A 16,628-nucleotide genomic window follows, 5' to 3' on the forward strand; every position below is an offset into this window, starting at 1 on the left:
GTCTAGTCCTGCGGGCAGAATAAGAAAGCGTAAAAAACTCATGCCTCTGTTCAAAAATTTCGATGAAATGAAACACCTGATGGGCAACGGATTTGTTGAAGGCGGAAGCGGTTGAAAAAGGGCAAAAAAAAAGCCAGCACCCGAGCTGGCTAAGTAAACACTGGAAGCAATGTGAGCAATGTCGTGCCTTCGCAGCGAGAGTATCAAGGGTTGATGCCCTCCCCGGAACGCATCGCAATAATAATCATTATCATTCGCACCTGTAAAGCGTTTTTTTTGACCCGTTCAAATAATATTGACTCAAGGCAGTAAACGGATAAATTCAGAGGTTATTCAACCGGTAAGCAACAGGAGCAGCGAGATGAGCGAGATCGTGATACGCCACGTGGAAACGACGGATGCGCAAGCCCTGCATCATCTTTATTCGCAGACGCCCGTCTACCGCGATACGCTGCAGCTCCCGCTACCGTCCGTCGAGTCCTGGCAGAAACGCCTCGCCAATCCCGAACCGGGCACGCATAACCTGGCAGCCTTCATCGACGGGCAGCTTGCTGGCCAGCTGGCCGTCATGCTGAATCAGCGCGTGCGCCGCCGCCACGTGGCCACCTTCGGCATCGGCGTCGATCCTCGCTACCACGGCAAAGGCGTTGGCAGCCGCCTGATGCAGGCGATGATAGACCTGTGCGACAACTGGGCGGCCATCGAGCGCATCGAGCTGACGGTGTTCACCGACAACCCGGCGGCCATTGCGCTGTACCGCAAATTCGGTTTCGAGATAGAGGGCACCAGCCGCGCCTATGCCATGCGCGACGGCGTATTGGTCGACGCCTACCATATGGCGCGTTTGCGCTCCGGGCAGCCGCACGGCGATGCGTAATCGCCCTCACCCACGGGGGCCGCTGCGCCGGCCCCTGTGCATCAACCGCCGAACCTTTTTACAAGCGCTGGCCGGCCTGACCGCCGCCGTCGGCATATTCTCTCCTCTCACCCCGTTAGGTGCCGCTATGCCAACTTCCGCCGCCGGGCGCCCAGGCGCCCGCAACCTGATTACCGATGTGCCGGGCCTGAAGGTCGGCGTAGCGCAAGACAGCCGGATACGTACCGGCACGACGGTTATCCTGCCGGACAGCCCGGCGATCGCCGCCGTGGACGTGCGCGGCGGCGGCCCCGCCACCCGGGAAACCGACGCGCTGGGTGAAGACAATCTGGTACAGACCGTCGATGCGCTGACATTCAGCGGCGGCTCGGTTTACGGCCTGGCGGCGGCGGACGGCGTCGCAGCCTGGCTGGGGCAACAGGGCCGAGGCTACGCGCTGCGCCCGGCCCCCGGCGTGCCGGTATCCCCTATCGTGCCCACCGCCTGCCTGTACGATCTGGCCAACGGCGGCGACAAAAACTGGCAGCTCACGCCGCCGTATCGCCAACTGGGCATCGATGCGGTCGGCAAGGCCGGATTGGACTTTCCGCTGGGCACCGTCGGCGCCGGCTACGGTGCCATGACCGGCATGGGTAAGCTGAAAGGCGGCCTCGGCTCGGCATCTATCATTGCCGCCAATGGCGCTACCGTCGGCGCACTGGTGGCGGTCAACAGTTTGGGTGCGGTGGTCGCACCCGGCACCCGCGCCTTCTGGGCGACCCCCTATGAAATTGACGGTGAATTCGGCAACGGCGGCGCAGCGGCGCTGGCGCAACTGCGCGCGCAGGGCGAAGATTGGATGGAACAAGAGCCGCAGGGCGGCAGAAAGAACACCACCCTGGCCTGCATCGCCACCGACCTGGCGCTGACGCGGGTGGAGTTGAAACGGGTGGCCATCATGGCGCAAGACGGCATGGCGCGCGCCATCCGCCCGCTGCACAGCCCGTTTGACGGCGACGTGGTGTTCGCCCTGTCCACCGGGCAGCGCGAGGTTCAGGGCAGCCGCGAACTGGCGGTGCTGCAGATCGGCGCGCTGGCGGCGGACACCCTGGCCCGGGCGATCGCCCGTGGCGTACATGCCGCCACGCCGTGGCCCGGCAGCCAGGTCGCAACCTGGCAAACGCTCGGCGGCTAACACGCCGCCACCAAAAATGGGGCGCTGGCGCCCCTTAATCATGATTAACCCTCGTCGCTTAAATGCCGGCGGTTTCCCGAATATAACGGCGCGCTTTTACCGCATACTCGAACGGGTTGGCCAGGGCCGGATCCTGCTCGGCCTCCACCACCATCCACCCTTTGTAACCGCGCTCGTCCAGCAGCTTGAACACCGGCCTGAAGTCGATCACGCCATCACCCGGCACGGTGAAGGTGCCCTTCTTCACGCCGTCGAGGAAGCTCAGCTTGTTGGCCTTCACTTCCGCCACCACCTCATCGCGCACGTCCTTCAGATGGACGTGGTTGATGCGCGGCAGATACTTCTCCAGGATCGCCATCATCGCCTGCTGGCTGCCTTCCGAATAGTAGGCGTGGCCGGTATCGAACAGCAGGTAGACGTCGTCGTTGACCATGCTCATGTAGCGATCGATTTCGGCCGTGGTCTGAATGCCGGTGCCCATGTGGTGGTGCAGACACACCTGCATGCCTTTGCCGGCGGCGATCTTCGCCAGCTCGTTGTAACCGTCGGCCACGCGCTGCCACTCTTCATCGCTGAAGTACGGCTTCTCTTCGAACACGCCTTTGGTGGTGCCCTGAATGCTCTTGCTCTGCTCGGAGCAGCCGATCACCCTGGCGCCCATGGCATGCAGGAAATTCATGTGGTTGATAAATTCATCGATGGTTTTGTCTTTCTGGCCGTCGGCGAAAAAGGTGCTGAACCAGGCGTTGCAGATCTGGATGCCGCGAATATCCAGCATCGGTTTCAGCACCGCCGGATCGCGCGGGTATTTGCTGCCCACTTCGCTGCCGGTGAAGCCGGCCAGCGCCATTTCGCTGACGCACTGCTGGAAGGTGTTTTCCTTGCCCAGATCGGGCATGTCGTCGTTGGTCCAGCCGATCGGCGCAATGGCCAATTTCACGTTGTCTTTATTCATGGTCTGCCTCGGTCCTTGGAGGGCCGCCGGTGCAAACGCCGCCGGCGAGCCGAATAAGATTATTTGCCCAACAGCTCTCTTTCGATGCGCTCTCTGGTCGCCACCGCCTGGCTCGGCATCTTTTCCGGGTAGCCGAACAGCGAGGTGCAGATGATCGATTCGCCGCCGACCTTGAAGCTGCGGTTGGCAAATTCCATGTCGCGCAGCGTCTGGAACAGGGCGTCGAAATTCACCTCGCCTTCGCCGATGCCGACGTGCTGATGCACCGCGGCGTCAACGCCCGGCGGGTTGACGATATAACGGCAATGCTTGGTGTGATTCATGGTGTCGGCGATCAGCACGTGGGAAAGATCGTCCCCGGCGTACTGCAGCATGCCGGCCACGTCACCCTGCCCCTTGTCGTAGTAGAAGGTGTGCGGCACGCTGTAGAGGTATTTGACGTGGTCGCTGCGCAGCGATTTCACCAGATCGGCGGTTTCGTTGCTCAGCTCGCAAAAGTCCCACGGGTGCGACTGGATCTCCATACGGATACCCTCGCGCTCGACGATCGGCAGCAGCTCCTCCATCGAGCGATACCACAGCTCCTCGCAGATCTCCGGTTCGTTGGGGTTGCCCGCCAGTTCGGTGTTAATCACCTGCACGCCCATTTCCACCGCGATTTCGATCATCCGCCGCCAGTTTTTGACCGCCGCCTGGCGGCGATCTTCCCCTGGCCCGGACCAGCGATACACCACGATAAATGAGGAGATCTCCACGCCGGTCGCTTTCAGGGCGTTTTTATACTCCGCCATGATTTCGCGGCTGGCCTTCGGATGCTTGTAAAACGGGTTGATCTGCGGGTGCGGCGACTGTTCGATGTATTTGTAGCCCCAGTCCGCCACCTGCTGCACCATCTTGGTCACGCCCAAATCCCGTATAACGTCGACATCAAAAGCGATCTTCATGGTCACTCCTCTGCAATCGTAGGTATGGGGGACAGGCCGATTATTTGTTGTAGAACACCGGGCGCGCCGGCAAGGTCACCGGCACAATCTCGCCGCTGAGCTGGGCCGCCACGCAGGCGTCGGCGGTCACCGCGGCGGCGTAGCCGTCCCAGGCGGAAGGCCCGGTCAGCTTGCCCGCAGCCACGTCGTTGATGAAACCCTGCAGCTCGACGTCATAGGCGTCGATAAAGCGATCTTTCCAGTCGGTCAGGATTTCGGTCGACAGGCGGGCGCCGCTGCGCATCTGCACCGAGGACGGCTCCGGCAGTTTGGCGATGCCGGTTTCCCCCACCACTTCGCACTGAATGTCGTAGCCGTACTGGCAGTTGACGAAGATTTCGACGTCGATGCGCGTACCCTTGGCGGTTTCAAACAGCACAATCTGCGGATCTTTCAGGTGCGGGAACGCCTTCGGGCTCTTACGCGGGAACACCACCTGCACCGACACGTAGTCATCATCGAGCAGCCAGCGCAGCACGTCGATTTCGTGGATCAGGGTGTCGGTGATCGCCATATCGGTGGTATAGGCCTCGCCGACCGTCGGGTTGCGGTGCGCGCAGTGCAGCATCAGCGGTTCGCCGATCTGGCCGCTGGTCAGCACCTGTTTCAACGCGCGATAGCCCTGGTCATAGGGGCGCATAAAGCCGACCTGCACCAGCCGCTTGCCGTGTTTCGCTTCGGCATCGACGATGTTTTTGCAGCCCTGCGCGGTCACCGCCAGCGGCTTCTCGCAGAACACCGGTTTGCCGGCGGCGATGGCCGCCAACACGAACTCTTCGTGGCTCGGCCCCCAGGACGTGACCAGCACCGCCTGCACGTCGGCGGCCTTGATCAGATCGTGGCCGTTGTCATACACCCGCGCATCCAGCTGCAGATCGCTCACCACCTTGGCGGCGTTGTCGCGGTTGATGTCGTTTACCGCCACCACGCGGGCACCCTGCAACACTTTGCTGCAGCGACGGATATGATCGCGGCCGATGGCGCCGGTGCCGATAACCCCAATGTTCAATGTCATTTTCGCTACCCTCGAGATTTATGTATGAAAACGAATCAGTAATCGCGCGCCTTATCGATGTTTTCCTGCAGCTTGCGCGCCACTTCGACGATTTTCTCGCTGTCGGCCACCTGAGCGCCGCCCACGCGCCACCAGCTGAGATACTTGTGCACCATGGTCTTCGGCAACACCTTGATGTCCAGCAGCGTGGACACGGTTTGCCTGCGGGCGTCGGCCAGCGCGTCGAGCAGCTGCTGCTCGGTGGTGACCCGATAGGTTTTACAGCCGTAAGCCGCCGCCAGCATGGCGAAATCGACCGGCACCAGCTTGCCGTCGAGCTTGCCGCCCTCTGGATTGCGGAAGCGGAATTCGGTGGTGTAGCTGTCCATGCCGTGTTCCATCTGCAGGTTGTTGATGCAGCCGTTGGTCATGTTGTCGAACAGCACCACGTTGATCTTGCAGCCTTCCTGAATCGAGGTGACCAGTTCGGAATGCAGCATCATGAATGCGCCGTCGCCCACCATTGCGTACACCTCGCGCTGCGGCTCGGCCAGCTTGACCCCCAGCGCGGCGTTCACCTCGTACCCCATGCAGGAGTAACCGTATTCCACGTGGTAGCCGTGCTCGCCGCGGTTGTGCCACACCCGCTGCAGATCGCCCGGCAGGCTGCCGGCGGCGGCGACGATCACGCTGTCCGCCGGCAGCTCGCGGTTCAACACCCCCAGCACGCGGCTCTGGGTCAGCGCGGAATCGGTCTGGGCGATAAATTCGGCGAACACCCGCTCGCGATCGAGGTGATCGTCGATCTCCGGCACAAAACCCGCGCCGCCGTATTCCACCGCGTAAACACGCGCGGTCTCTTCACGCTGGGCACCGCGCGCCGCGGCGATGGCATCGCCCCAGCCGGCGCGGTAGTCAGCCTGCGCCAGCAGCGCACCCAGTTCGCTCAGGGCCTCGCGGGCGTCCGCCAGCACCTGCACGCCGTCGAGCTTGCCGGCGTCAAAGGCGCTGACATTGATATTGAGGAAGCTGACGTCCGGGTGTTGGAACAGCCATTTGGACGAGGTGGTGAAATCGGTGTAACGGGTGCCGACGCCGATCACCAGATCGGCCTGCCGGGCCAACGTGTTGGCCGCCAGGCAGCCGGTTTCGCCGATGCCACCGAGGTTGAATTCATGGTCGCTCGGCACCGTGCCTTTGCCGGCCTGGGTTTCGGCGAACGGAATGCCGAAGCGCTCGGCAAATTCGCGCAGCGCCCGCCCGGCCTGCGAGTATTTCACGCCGCCGCCGCACACCAGCAGCGGTTTGCGCTTGGCGGTCAGCAGCGCCAGCGCGTCCGCCAACATGCCGTCGGTCGCCGGGCGGCGATCGAGCCGATGCACGCGTTTTTGGAAGAAATAGTCGGGATAGTCGTAGGCTTCACCCTGCACGTCCTGCGGCAGGCACAGCGTCACCGCGCCGGTATCCGCCGGATCGGTCAGCACGCGCATCGCGTTGATGCAGGCGCTCATCAGCTGCTCCGGCCGCACGATGCGATCCCAGTATTTGCTCACCGCGCGGAACGCGTCGTTGGTGCTGATGCTGAGATCGTAAGGCTGCTCGATTTGCTGCAGCACCGGATCCGGCTGGCGGGAGGCGTAAACGTCGCCCGGCAGCAGCAATAAAGGAATGCGGTTGGCGGTAGCGGTGGCCGCGGCGGTGATCATGTTGGCGGCGCCGGGGCCGACCGATGAGGTGCAGGCGTAGATCTGCCGGCGCAGCTTCTGTTTGGCGAAGCCAATCGCCGCGTGGGCCATGCCCTGCTCGTTGCGGCCCTGATGTACCCGCAGCTCACCGCTATCCTGTTCCAGCGCTTGCCCCAGCCCCAGCACGTTGCCGTGGCCGAAAATCGCGAAAATGCCCGCGACGAATTTGGTCTCCACGCCGTCGGCCAGCAGATACTGGTTATCGAGAAATCTGACGAGCGCCTGCGCCATGGTTAGCCTGATCTTGCCCATTTACTCACCCTTTAGATTGAGGGCCGCCCCGGAAAGTGCTCGCGCCGAGCCGACAATCCCGTGTTTGTGTTACGCGGCGGCAGCTATTATCTTGAGCAGGCGATGCCCGCTGCTCACGAAGTCGACAACCTGAAACGTGAAGCGATTATAAACAAATATATTTTTCATAAAATCACATTACAGAAGAAACATTTCATTTTGCGATAAAGATCGCATATTGCATGAAAAGCCCGTTTCATCTCGTGCTTCAGCCTTCGCTGACTTCGCACCGCGCAGTGGCGGGTGACCACCGTCAGCACTCAGGATGACAGCCTTTTATCCTGTCCTCGCACTCCTTTTCAGCGCGCGCCTGGCCGCCCTTCCGTGGCCGTTTCACCGCCTTTTCCACCCGCTTGCCGATGTTTTAAATGCATCACATTTTTGGGGTGTAAATTTCATTCTATATTGAAATTGAAATTTTCATTCCCCATACTGTCCACATGCTTCCTGCAGGGCGCCACGCTCGGGCCGCCGCCGGAGTTTTGCTTAAACAGAAGGAAACGGGTATGGCTACACAAGAAAAACAGCTTGATGTCATTTGTCTCGGGCGCATCGCCGTCGATTTCTATGCTCAGCAGATCGGCGCGCGGCTGGAAGACGCCGGCACATTCGCCAAGTACCTCGGCGGCTCCTCCGGCAACGTGGCCTACGGCACCGCCATTCAGGGGTTAAAATCCGGCATGCTGGCGCGCGTCGGCGACGAGCACATGGGCCGCTTTCTGCGTGAAGAGCTGCAGCGCGTCGGGGCCGATACCCGCTGCCTCATCACCGACAAGCAACGATTAACCGGCCTGGTGATCCTCGGCATCAAGGATCAGGAAACTTTCCCGCTGATCTTCTACCGCGAAAACTGCGCGGACATGGCGCTGACGCCGGACGACATCGACGAGGCCTACATCGCTTCCTCGCGCGCGCTGGCCATCACCGGCACGCACCTGTCGCACCCGAACACCCGCGCCGCGGTGCTGAAGGCGCTGGAATACGCGCGCCGCCACGGTCTGCGCACCGCCCTGGACATCGATTACCGCCCGGTGCTGTGGGGGCTGACGTCGCTGGGCGACGGCGAAACCCGCTTTGTGGAATCGGACCAGGTCACGCGCGAGCTACAGGAGGTGCTGCACCATTTCGATCTGATCGTCGGCACCGAAGAGGAGTTTCACATCGCCGGCGGCAGCACCGACACGCTGACGGCGCTAAAAAACGTGCGGCGGGCCACGGCGGCCACGCTGGTGTGCAAGCGCGGCGCGCAGGGTTGCTCGGTGTTCGAAGGCGAAATCGCCGACGACTGGGCGCAGGTGAAGCTGCACGCCGGCGTGCGGGTTGAGGTGCTGAACGTGCTGGGGGCCGGCGACGCCTTTATGTCCGGCCTGCTGCGCGGCTACCTGAACGATGAGGGCTGGGATCAGGCCTGCCGCTACGCCAACGCCTGCGGCGCATTGGTGGTGTCGCGCCACGGTTGCGCGCCGGCCATGCCGACCAAACGGGAGCTGGACGACTATCTGCTGCGCGAACGGCAGGTCACGCGCCCGGACCGCGACGCACGCCTGAACCACCTGCACCGGGTGACCACCCGCAAGCAGCAATGGCCAGAGTTGTGCGTGTTCGCCTTCGATCACCGCAAGCAGCTGGCGGACATGGCGCGCGAAGCCGGCGTCGGCGAGGAACGCATTCCGCGCCTGAAAACCCTGCTGCTCACCGCGGCGCAACAGGCTGCCGCGCAGGCCGGGCTCAACGGCAACAGCGGCATTCTGGCCGACACCACCTACGGGCAGGCGGCGTTGAACGAGATCACCGGCCAGGGATGGTGGATCGGCCGGCCGGTGGAGCTGCCCAGCTCGCGCCCGCTGCGCCTGGAGCACGGCAATATCGGCTCGCAATTGATCGACTGGCCGCAGGAGCACGTGGTGAAGTGCCTGGTGTTTTATCACCCGCACGACGCGGCGGAACTGCGCCGCGAGCAGGATGCGCTGATCGCCGACGTCTACCGCGGCTGCTGCAAATCCGGCCACGAGCTGCTGCTGGAGGTGATCCTGCCGGACAACAACCCCGACAAGGACGAACGCCATTACCTGGAGATGATTGAACACTTCTACCGGTTGGGCATTCAGCCGGACTGGTGGAAACTGCCGCCGCTGAGCGCGGAAAACTGGCGGCGGGTCGGTGCGCTGATCGACACCTACGATCCCTTCTGCCGCGGCGTGCTGATCCTGGGGCTCGACTCCCCGGAAGCGGTGCTGAAGGCGGGCTTTGCCGCCGCCGCGGATGCGCGCTGGGTGAAGGGTTTCGCCGTCGGCCGCACCATCTTCGGCCAGCCTTCGCGCCGCTGGCTGCAGGATGAAATCGACGACGCGGCCCTGATCGAGCAGGTGAAACAAAAATACCTGACGCTGATCGGTTTCTGGCGCCAGTACCGTCCGCAGGCGAGCGGTGCGCACTGACAGCGAGCGCGAGTTCACGTCCCCTTAAGGCCATTTCGCCGCTTTAAGGGGATTTTTTTGCCCCTTTTCTGTGAAGTCGCGCAATGTGCGATCGAATAAATCGCTTTTTGAGGAAATGAAATTTCCGCTCCGTCTGTTAAAATACCCTGTCAATATTTCAGGCGTCAGGCCAATGCGCCTTCACCCCACTGCGAGCCGAATGGATGAACAACCCAACTCAACTTTCGCTGTTACAGGACGAGATTCGCCACCGTTATGAAACGCTGAGCAAGCGTTTGAAGCAGGTGGCGCGCTATATTTTGGATAACAGTAACAGCATCGCTTTCGATACCGTTGCCTCCATCGCCGCACAGGCCAGCGTCCCCCCGTCTACCCTGATCCGTTTCGCCAACGCCTTCGGCTTCAGCGGCTTCAACGAAATGAAGCAGGTATTCCGTCAGCATCTGATGGAAGAGACGGTGAACTATACCGAACGCGCGCGCCTGTTCCGCCAAACCTCCACCGACGACAACGTCGCGCCGGAGAAACCGGCGGAAATTCTCAACGTATTCACCATGGTCAACGCGCAGGCGCTGCAGCAGCTGGCGATGCAGATCGCCCCCGAGCAGCTGGATCGCGCCGTCGAGTTGCTCAACAACGCCGAAAATATCTACGTGATCGGCCTGCGCCGTTCGTTCAGCGTCGCCTCCTACCTCACCTATGCGCTGCGCCATCTGGAGCGCCGCGCGTTTCTGATCGACGGCCTGGGCGGCATGTTCACCGAACAGCTGAGCATGGTAAAACCGAAGGACGTGGTGATCGCCATCAGCTATTCGCCGTACGCCCGCGAAGCGGTGGAACTGGTGGAACTGGGCGCCAAGCGCGGTGCGCAGCAGATCGCCATCACCGACAGTCAGGTCAGCCCGCTGGCCGCCTTCAGCGACGTCTGTTTCGTGGTGCGTGAAGCGCAGGTGGACGGCTTCCGCTCGCAGGTGGCTTCGATGTGCCTGGCGCAGACGCTGGCGGTCTCGCTGGCGCTGAATAACGCCCGGGACGAGTAAGGCTGGGGTGAACGCGCCCGACAGGCTCGGGCGCGGCGGGATTATTGCAGCAACAAATAGCGGTAGAGCGCGCTTTCCAGATCCTGCTTCATGCTGATGAAAAGCAGAATCTCCACCGTCTGGCCGTCGTAGTCATAGATGACGCGGTATTCGCTATCGGGATCCAATCGCTCGTGCAACCGTACCCCCATGCCCGCCAGCACGGCGTTGAAGCGGTAGCGGGCAGGATCGTCGGCAATTGCCGCAAGGGACGATAACAACAGATTGTCCACGAACACCCCGGCTGCGGCGGCCCCTATCGTTCCGCTCTTGTAAGACTCGATGTCTTTCAGGCTCCATTCCGCCGCCGGCGCGACGGTAAAACGTATTTCCTTGGGCATCCTGCACCTCGGGCCTATTTCCGCGCGTCGCGCAGCCGCTGCAACGTTTCTTCGGGCGACAGACCGCGCTGATTTTTAATCTCTTGCTTCGCCATCATAGTCAGTTTCAGCAACGCGTTGGACTGGCGCTCCAGATTGCGTTCCCGAATTTCGGCCTCTCTCTCAGCCGCCGTTTGCACAAACAGCTCAGCAACACCATTTTTTGTGACGTAAACCCCGCCTTCAAACAGATCGGGCGAACCTAATCCTTCTCGCGCCGCTTTTTGGGACATGGTAGTCGTCATGGTTTTTCCTCCTGCGCATAGGCAATCACGCTGTATCACAGCGGTTCTTTGGATTCACTCAGCCGGGGAGCGCTCGTGTGCGGACAGGTTATCATTTGAACAAGATGGAGGGCAAATTTAGGTTAAATTTATACCCTGATAAAAAGAAAGCCCGGCAAGCCGGGCCTCAAGCGCTTATTGCGCGGCGGGATAGGCGTCGCCGTTAATCCAGGCGTGGTCTTTTTCCCAGGTGAATTTCCACTGCCGCACCGGCCCGGCCATCACGTTGAGATAATAGTTGTCGTAGCCTGCCAGGGTCGCCACCGGGTGATAACCGCGCGGCACTTTCACCACGTCGCGATTGTAGACCGGCATGCACTCGTCGAGCGTGCGATCGTCGGTATAGACACGCTGCATGCAGAACCCCTGCTCCGGCTGAATGCGGTGATAATACGTCTCTTCGAGATAGGTTTCGTCCGGCGAGTCTTCCCGATCGTGCTTGTGGCTCGGGTAGGAACTGGTGTTGCCCTCGTCGGTGTAAACCTCCACCACCAGCAGGCTGTCGGCCGGCTCGCTGTCCGGCAGAATGTTGTGCACCAACCGCTGGTTACGCCCCTTGCCGCGCCGCTCCACGCCGATATCCGCCGGCGTGATCAGCCGTGAGGGCAGGTGGCCGCTGCCGGGCGCGCTGCACACCGCCAGTTCCAGATCGGTTTCTGCCCGCACGTCGATGCGATCGTGATGCGGCACATACACCGCGTAAGGCGGCGTGCGCTCGAACGGGCTCATGCGCTTGCCGATATGCGGGTACTCGGCGCGCAGCGTGGCGACGGAGGCGATACCGGCCACCAGCACCAGGCACAGCTCCTTATCGCCGCACTCAAGCTGAAGCGACTGCCCGGCGGCCAGGCGATAAACGTCAAAGCCGACATAGCGCCAACCGGCATTTTCCGGCGTCACGTGCTGGATGCGCCCTTCGGCGTTCGGCGTCTGACATTTGGCAAGCAGTGAAGACATCTCGATTCTCCTGTTAATGATTCGTGCAAAGGCCGCTGCCCCGAAGGAGCAACGGCCTGGCCTGAATATGACAGCGCTTAACCCAGCGTCGGCATGCTGAATTCGGACACCGTCTGCTGCCCGGCCGGCCAGCGCGCGGTGGCGGTCTTCATGCGCGTGTAGAAGCGCACGCCGTCGGTGCCGTGCACGTTCAGCGCGCCGAACACCGAGCGCTTCCAGCCGCCGAAGCTGTGGAACGCCATCGGCACCGGCACCGGCACGTTGACGCCGACCATCCCGGCCTGCACTTCTTGCACGAACTGGCGCGCGTAGTGGCCGCTGCCGGTAAAGATGGCGCTGCCGTTGCCGAACTCGTGGCCGTTCACCGTGTCGATGGCGGTACGGTAGTCCGGCACCCGCACGATGCCCAGCACCGGCCCGAAGATCTCTTCACGGTAGATGCGCATGTTCGGTTTCACATGGTCGAACAGCGTGCCGCCGACGTAGTAGCCTTCAGGATAGCCCGGCACCTGATAATTGCGGCCGTCGGCCACCAGGGTCGCGCCTTCTTCCACGCCCAGATCGATGTAGCCCAGCACCTTCTTCTGGTGGGCGGACGACACCAGCGGCCCCATTTCATTCTCTTCGCCGCCCTGCTGCAAGCCCGGCCCGACGCGCAGCTGCGCGATCAGCGGCTTCAATTTGGCGATCAGTTTGTCGGCGGTATCGTCACCGACCACCACGGCGATCGGCAACGCCATGCAGCGCTCGCCGGCGGAGCCGAACGCGCCGCCCATCAGCGCGTTAACCGTGGCGTCCAGATCGGCGTCCGGCATGACGATCGCCTGGTTCTTCGCCGCCCCGAAGGCCTGCACCCGCTTGCCGTGCGCACTGGCGGTGGTGTAGATATGTTCCGCCACGGTGGAGGAGCCGACGAAGCTCACCGCCTGAATGCGCGGATCGGTGCACAGCTGCGCCGCGTCTTCATTGGCGCAGTGCACCACGTTGAACACGCCGTCCGGCAGGCCGGCTTCTTTCAGCAGCTCCGCCAGGCGCACCGAGGCGGAAGGCACCAGCGCCGGCGGCTTGAGGATGAAGGTGTTGCCGCAGGCCAGCGCGATAGGGAACATCCACATCGGCACCATCGCCGGGAAGTTGAACGGGGTAATGCCCGCCACCACGCCCAGCGGCTGCATCAGCGAGAAGCTGTCGACGCCGCTGCCGACGTCCGGCGAATACTCGCCCTTGATCAGATGCGGGATGCCGCAGGCGAATTCGACCACTTCCATGCCGCGCGTCAGTTCGCCCAGCGCATCCGAGTACACTTTGCCGTGCTCGCTGACGATAAGCTCGGCCAGCTCGTCGCGGTGCTGTTCCAGCAGCGCCTTGAAATTGAACATGATGCGCGCGCGGCGCAGCGGCGTGGTGCGCGACCAGTCGGCAAACGCCCGATGGGCCACGTCGATGGCCTGTTTGACTTCGGCAGCGGTGCTCTGCGTGACGCGCCGCTCAACCTGCCCGCTGGCCGGGTTGTGCACGTCAACGGTTTGATTACTGCTGCTCAGGCACACCTGCCCGCCAATAAAGTTACCCACGGTTTTCATGTCACGCCCTCTTTTCAAGTCCGCTGTCGCCTGGCCACTCGCCGGCGGCGCGGCGTTAATCATCCCGCTCGCCAAACCCCGTCGGCAAGCCGGCTAAATCCTGACCGGATGCAGCAAACTCTATTTCATTGAAAAAAAAGTTTCAAATAAATTGTTTTGGAAAATTTATTTTTAGTGCGTGAGGTCGCAATTTTGCGGTGTCGATCCGGTTGGCGCTTTCATTACCGTGCCAGGGAAAGCGCAACGGCGGAGAAGAAATCCGGGGTAATGCACACTGACTTTGCTACAGAAAACCCGCGCTATGCCTGCCCTGTCGTCGTTACCGCCAGCCCCCGTTCGCCCAAGGTGCCCGAATCGCTCGCGACGGTTTTTTTTGAACTGGATCTAAAAATCAATATTCCATTATTCACTAATTATGAAATAAATGTTCTTGTTTGTTCCAGCATTTATCGACGACATCGCCTTGATGACAGGCACGGTTCACACCCTTCCGCTCGCCCTCTTCCCGACACCCCAACCGTGCGGACGGAAGCCAGGATAAAAATCGGAGCAACACATGTCATATCAGCGTAAGCACAATACCGGCTACATATTGCGAATTTGCGGCATCGCCGCCCTGGGCGGCATTCTGTTCGGCTACGATACCGCCGTGATCTCCGGCGCGATCGAAGCGTTGAAAACCTATTTCAGTCTCAGCCCGGCCGAAACCGGTTGGGCGGTCTCCAACGTGGTGATCGGCTGCGTGGTCGGCGCCTTCGCCGCCGGGCCGCTGGCGGCGCGCTGGGGCCGTAAAAAGGCGCTGATGCTGGCGGCGCTGTTGTTCACCGTGTCCGCCGTGGGCGCGGCCTTGGCCCCGACCTTCACCTGGTTCGTCATCTACCGCATCATCGGCGGGCTGGCGGTCGGCATTGCCGCCACCGTGTCGCCGATGTACATGTCGGAAGTGTCGCCAAAAGACATGCGCGGGCGCGCGCTCAGCATGCAGCAGTTCGCCATCGTCTTCGGTCAGATCGTGATTTTCTACGTCAACTTCAAAATCGCCAGCCTCGCCAGCGAAGCCTGGCTGGTGGAAATGGGCTGGCGCTGGATGTTCGCCTCGGGCGTAATCCCCTGCATTCTGTTCTGCATCCTGGTGTTCGTCATTCCTGAATCGCCGCGCTGGAACGTAATGATGGGGCGCGACGATCAGGCGCTGGCGATGTTGACCAAGGTCTCCAACGCCGCCCACGCGCAGAATCTGCTGAAAGAAATCAAAGACTCGCTGCAGCAGGATCAACAGCAGCAGCACCGGAAGCTGAACTACGGCGATGTGCGGGTACGTTTCATCCTGTTCGTCGGCTGCATGATCGCCATGTTGCAACAGGTGACTGGCGTCAACGTAATGATGTATTACGCGCCGGTGGTGCTGAAAACCGTGACCGAAAACGCGCAGGAAGCGCTGTTTCAGACCATCTGGATCGGCGTGCTGCAGCTGGTCGGTTCGGTCATCGGCGCCATGTTGATGGATCGCATGGGCCGCATTCCCTTGATGCGTTATGGCACGCTGGGCGCCATCGCCGGCCTGCTGCTCACCTCGTACGCGCTCTACACCCAGGCAACCGGCTATTTCGCGCTGTTCGGCATGCTGTTCTTCATGGTGTTTTATGCGCTGTCCTGGGGCGTCGGCGCCTGGGTGCTGGTGTCGGAAATCTTCCCGAACCGCATGCGCGCGCAGGGGATGAGCATCGCCGTCGGCTGCATGTGGGTCGCCAACTTCGCAGTGTCGCAGTCGTTCCCGATGATCAACGACCACCCGTATCTGTTCTCGCATTTCCACGGCGCCTTCCCGATGTGGATCTTCGCCGCCTGCTGCCTGTTCAGCTACTGGTTCATCGGCCGCTACATTCCGGAAACCAAAGGCGTCTCGCTGGAAAAAATGGAGCAGGTGGTGCTGGCCAAACGCCACCGCCACCCCCTGCCCGACGGCAAGCCGCTGCCGCTGGAAAACGGCAAATCCTGATCTCTCAACCCTGACCGCTGGAGTAATGCCTCATGATACTTGCGCTGGACCGCTTCTGCATTAACCGCAAGATCGCGCCGAATCTCGATCTGGACAGTTTTTTCCGCCTGGTGAAACGCTGCGGGCTCAGCAAAGTTGAGCTACGCAACGACATGCCCAGCGGCAAGGTAACTGACGATCTGAGCGACGCGCAGCTCAACGCGCTCGCCGCGCAATACGGCATCGAGATCGTCACGATCAACGCCCTTGGCATGTTCAATCGGGTAGACGACCCGGCGGCGCTGCTGCAGCGCGCCGAAGCGTTGCTAGCGCAGGCGCAGGCCATCCACAGCCGGGCGCTGGTGCTGTGCCCGCACTGCAGCGCTGATGACAAGCGCAGCGAGCAGCAAAAACGCGACGACACCCTCGCGGCGTTGCGGTTGCTGGCGCCGCTGTTTGCCCGCTATGGCGTGCAGGGGTACGTCGAGCCACTGGGCTTCGGCATCAGTTCGCTGCGATCGTCGCTGCTGACTCAGGCGCTCATCCGCGATTCGGGCGCGCCGTACCGCATCGTGCTCGATACTTTCCACCACTACCTGAGCGATGTGACGCAGGCCGACTTCGATGCGCAAATCCAGGTGGCGCAGATCGGCCTGGTGCATCTGTCCGGCGTGGAAGACGGGCGGGATAAAGGCGCGCTGAGAGACGAAGAGCGCATCATGCTGAGCGAGGGCGATCGGCTGGAGAGCCGCCGCCAGGTGCAGAACCTGGAACGCCTGGGCTACACCGGCGTCTATGCCTTCGAGCCCTTCTCTTCGCAGCTGGACAGCTGGAGCGAGGCGGATATCGAACGGGAAATCCGCCACAGCATTGCCCTGCTGCAAGGGTAAAAAAACGGCCTCCGCGGAGG

15 protein-coding genes are annotated in these 16,628 nt (G+C 61.7%); 7 read left to right on the top strand and 8 right to left on the bottom strand.

The window, feature by feature from the left end:
* The first annotated feature begins 361 nt into the window (after nt 1–361).
* Nucleotides 362–877, top strand: a complete 516-nt coding sequence (locus tag V8N38_RS24160; RefSeq protein WP_060441401.1) for a GNAT family N-acetyltransferase — start codon at nt 362–364, stop codon at nt 875–877.
* Nucleotides 870–2,051, top strand: a complete 1,182-nt coding sequence (locus tag V8N38_RS24165; protein ID WP_147840516.1) for a P1 family peptidase — start codon at nt 870–872, stop codon at nt 2,049–2,051. Before V8N38_RS24160 ends, V8N38_RS24165 begins: the two co-directional genes overlap by 8 nt.
* Nucleotides 2,052–2,109: 58 nt before the next feature.
* Here the strand turns inward: V8N38_RS24165 and iolE are convergent, their stop codons facing one another.
* The 4 genes from iolE to iolD are packed head-to-tail and all read right to left on the bottom strand — an operon-like array spanning nt 2,110 to nt 6,980.
* Nucleotides 2,110–3,006 carry a myo-inosose-2 dehydratase gene (gene iolE, locus V8N38_RS24170; RefSeq protein WP_019455194.1) on the bottom strand — a complete coding sequence of 299 codons (897 nt, stop codon included), beginning with the start codon at nt 3,004–3,006 and terminating at the stop codon, nt 2,110–2,112.
* A gap of 59 nt (nt 3,007–3,065) precedes the next feature.
* On the bottom strand, nt 3,066–3,950 hold the full coding sequence (locus tag V8N38_RS24175) for a sugar phosphate isomerase/epimerase family protein (RefSeq protein WP_004930845.1): 885 nt from the start codon (nt 3,948–3,950) through the stop codon (nt 3,066–3,068).
* A gap of 40 nt (nt 3,951–3,990) precedes the next feature.
* Nucleotides 3,991–5,004, bottom strand: a complete 1,014-nt coding sequence (locus V8N38_RS24180) for a Gfo/Idh/MocA family protein (protein WP_038871433.1) — start codon at nt 5,002–5,004, stop codon at nt 3,991–3,993.
* Nucleotides 5,005–5,039: 35 nt separating this feature from the next.
* A complete protein-coding gene (gene iolD / locus V8N38_RS24185) occupies nt 5,040–6,980 on the bottom strand; it encodes a 3D-(3,5/4)-trihydroxycyclohexane-1,2-dione acylhydrolase (decyclizing) (protein WP_147840517.1) in 1,941 nt (646 codons plus the stop codon).
* 545 nt (nt 6,981–7,525) lie between these two features.
* Here iolD and V8N38_RS24190 point away from each other — a divergent pair.
* Both V8N38_RS24190 and V8N38_RS24195 read left to right on the top strand, forming a co-directional pair.
* A complete protein-coding gene (locus V8N38_RS24190) occupies nt 7,526–9,457 on the top strand; it encodes a bifunctional 5-dehydro-2-deoxygluconokinase/5-dehydro-2-deoxyphosphogluconate aldolase (protein WP_060441404.1) in 1,932 nt (643 codons plus the stop codon).
* Nucleotides 9,458–9,660: 203 nt separating this feature from the next.
* On the top strand, nt 9,661–10,497 hold the full coding sequence (locus tag V8N38_RS24195) for a MurR/RpiR family transcriptional regulator (RefSeq protein ID WP_004930856.1): 837 nt from the start codon (nt 9,661–9,663) through the stop codon (nt 10,495–10,497).
* 41 nt (nt 10,498–10,538) lie between these two features.
* On the opposite strand, the gene V8N38_RS24200 is transcribed toward V8N38_RS24195, so the two are convergent.
* The 4 genes from V8N38_RS24200 to V8N38_RS24215 form a co-directional block, all read right to left on the bottom strand.
* A complete protein-coding gene (locus V8N38_RS24200; protein ID WP_049202849.1) occupies nt 10,539–10,877 on the bottom strand; it encodes a type II toxin-antitoxin system RelE/ParE family toxin in 339 nt (112 codons plus the stop codon).
* A 14-nt stretch (nt 10,878–10,891) separates the two neighbouring features.
* Nucleotides 10,892–11,161: a hypothetical protein gene (locus tag V8N38_RS24205; protein ID WP_004930864.1), complete on the bottom strand. Its 270-nt coding sequence runs from the start codon at nt 11,159–11,161 to the stop codon at nt 10,892–10,894.
* A gap of 174 nt (nt 11,162–11,335) precedes the next feature.
* Complete coding sequence (gene iolB / locus V8N38_RS24210) at nt 11,336–12,157, bottom strand: 5-deoxy-glucuronate isomerase (RefSeq protein ID WP_049202850.1); 822 nt, start codon at nt 12,155–12,157, stop codon at nt 11,336–11,338.
* A gap of 77 nt (nt 12,158–12,234) precedes the next feature.
* A complete protein-coding gene (locus tag V8N38_RS24215; RefSeq protein WP_049202852.1) occupies nt 12,235–13,740 on the bottom strand; it encodes a CoA-acylating methylmalonate-semialdehyde dehydrogenase in 1,506 nt (501 codons plus the stop codon).
* Nucleotides 13,741–14,007: 267 nt separating this feature from the next.
* On the opposite strand from V8N38_RS24215, the gene V8N38_RS24220 reads away from it, so the two are divergent.
* Genes V8N38_RS24220 through V8N38_RS24230 form a run of 3 tightly spaced genes read left to right on the top strand, consistent with a single transcriptional unit; the run spans nt 14,008 to nt 16,608 of the window.
* Nucleotides 14,008–14,313 carry a hypothetical protein gene (locus V8N38_RS24220; RefSeq protein ID WP_147840518.1) on the top strand — a complete coding sequence of 102 codons (306 nt, stop codon included), beginning with the start codon at nt 14,008–14,010 and terminating at the stop codon, nt 14,311–14,313.
* Entirely contained in the window at nt 14,297–15,739 is a 1,443-nt protein-coding gene (locus V8N38_RS24225) for a sugar porter family MFS transporter (RefSeq protein ID WP_049202853.1), read from the top strand. The genes V8N38_RS24220 and V8N38_RS24225 overlap by 17 nt, the downstream gene beginning before the upstream one ends.
* Before the next feature lie 32 nt (nt 15,740–15,771).
* Entirely contained in the window at nt 15,772–16,608 is an 837-nt protein-coding gene (locus V8N38_RS24230) for a TIM barrel protein (protein ID WP_147840519.1), read from the top strand.
* The last annotated feature ends 20 nt before the right edge of the window (nt 16,609–16,628 follow it).

The organism is Serratia nevei, from assembly GCF_037948395.1.
GTDB lineage: Bacteria > Pseudomonadota > Gammaproteobacteria > Enterobacterales > Enterobacteriaceae > Serratia > Serratia nevei.

Bases quoted from the DNA above. Each gene is read 5' to 3' on its own strand.
- V8N38_RS24160 (WP_060441401.1), top strand. From the start codon at position 362: ATGAGCGAGATCGTGATACGCCACGTGGAAACGACGGATGCGCAAGCC.
- V8N38_RS24165 (WP_147840516.1), top strand. From the start codon at position 870: ATGCGTAATCGCCCTCACCCACGGGGGCCGCTGCGCCGGCCCCTGTGC.
- iolE (WP_019455194.1), bottom strand. From the start codon at position 3,006: ATGAATAAAGACAACGTGAAATTGGCCATTGCGCCGATCGGCTGGACC.
- V8N38_RS24175 (WP_004930845.1), bottom strand. From the start codon at position 3,950: ATGAAGATCGCTTTTGATGTCGACGTTATACGGGATTTGGGCGTGACC.
- V8N38_RS24180 (WP_038871433.1), bottom strand. From the start codon at position 5,004: ATGACATTGAACATTGGGGTTATCGGCACCGGCGCCATCGGCCGCGAT.
- iolD (WP_147840517.1), bottom strand. From the start codon at position 6,980: ATGGGCAAGATCAGGCTAACCATGGCGCAGGCGCTCGTCAGATTTCTC.
- V8N38_RS24190 (WP_060441404.1), top strand. From the start codon at position 7,526: ATGGCTACACAAGAAAAACAGCTTGATGTCATTTGTCTCGGGCGCATC.
- V8N38_RS24195 (WP_004930856.1), top strand. From the start codon at position 9,661: ATGAACAACCCAACTCAACTTTCGCTGTTACAGGACGAGATTCGCCAC.
- V8N38_RS24200 (WP_049202849.1), bottom strand. From the start codon at position 10,877: ATGCCCAAGGAAATACGTTTTACCGTCGCGCCGGCGGCGGAATGGAGC.
- V8N38_RS24205 (WP_004930864.1), bottom strand. From the start codon at position 11,161: ATGACGACTACCATGTCCCAAAAAGCGGCGCGAGAAGGATTAGGTTCG.
- iolB (WP_049202850.1), bottom strand. From the start codon at position 12,157: ATGTCTTCACTGCTTGCCAAATGTCAGACGCCGAACGCCGAAGGGCGC.
- V8N38_RS24215 (WP_049202852.1), bottom strand. From the start codon at position 13,740: ATGAAAACCGTGGGTAACTTTATTGGCGGGCAGGTGTGCCTGAGCAGC.
- V8N38_RS24220 (WP_147840518.1), top strand. From the start codon at position 14,008: ATGCACACTGACTTTGCTACAGAAAACCCGCGCTATGCCTGCCCTGTC.
- V8N38_RS24225 (WP_049202853.1), top strand. From the start codon at position 14,297: ATGTCATATCAGCGTAAGCACAATACCGGCTACATATTGCGAATTTGC.
- V8N38_RS24230 (WP_147840519.1), top strand. From the start codon at position 15,772: ATGATACTTGCGCTGGACCGCTTCTGCATTAACCGCAAGATCGCGCCG.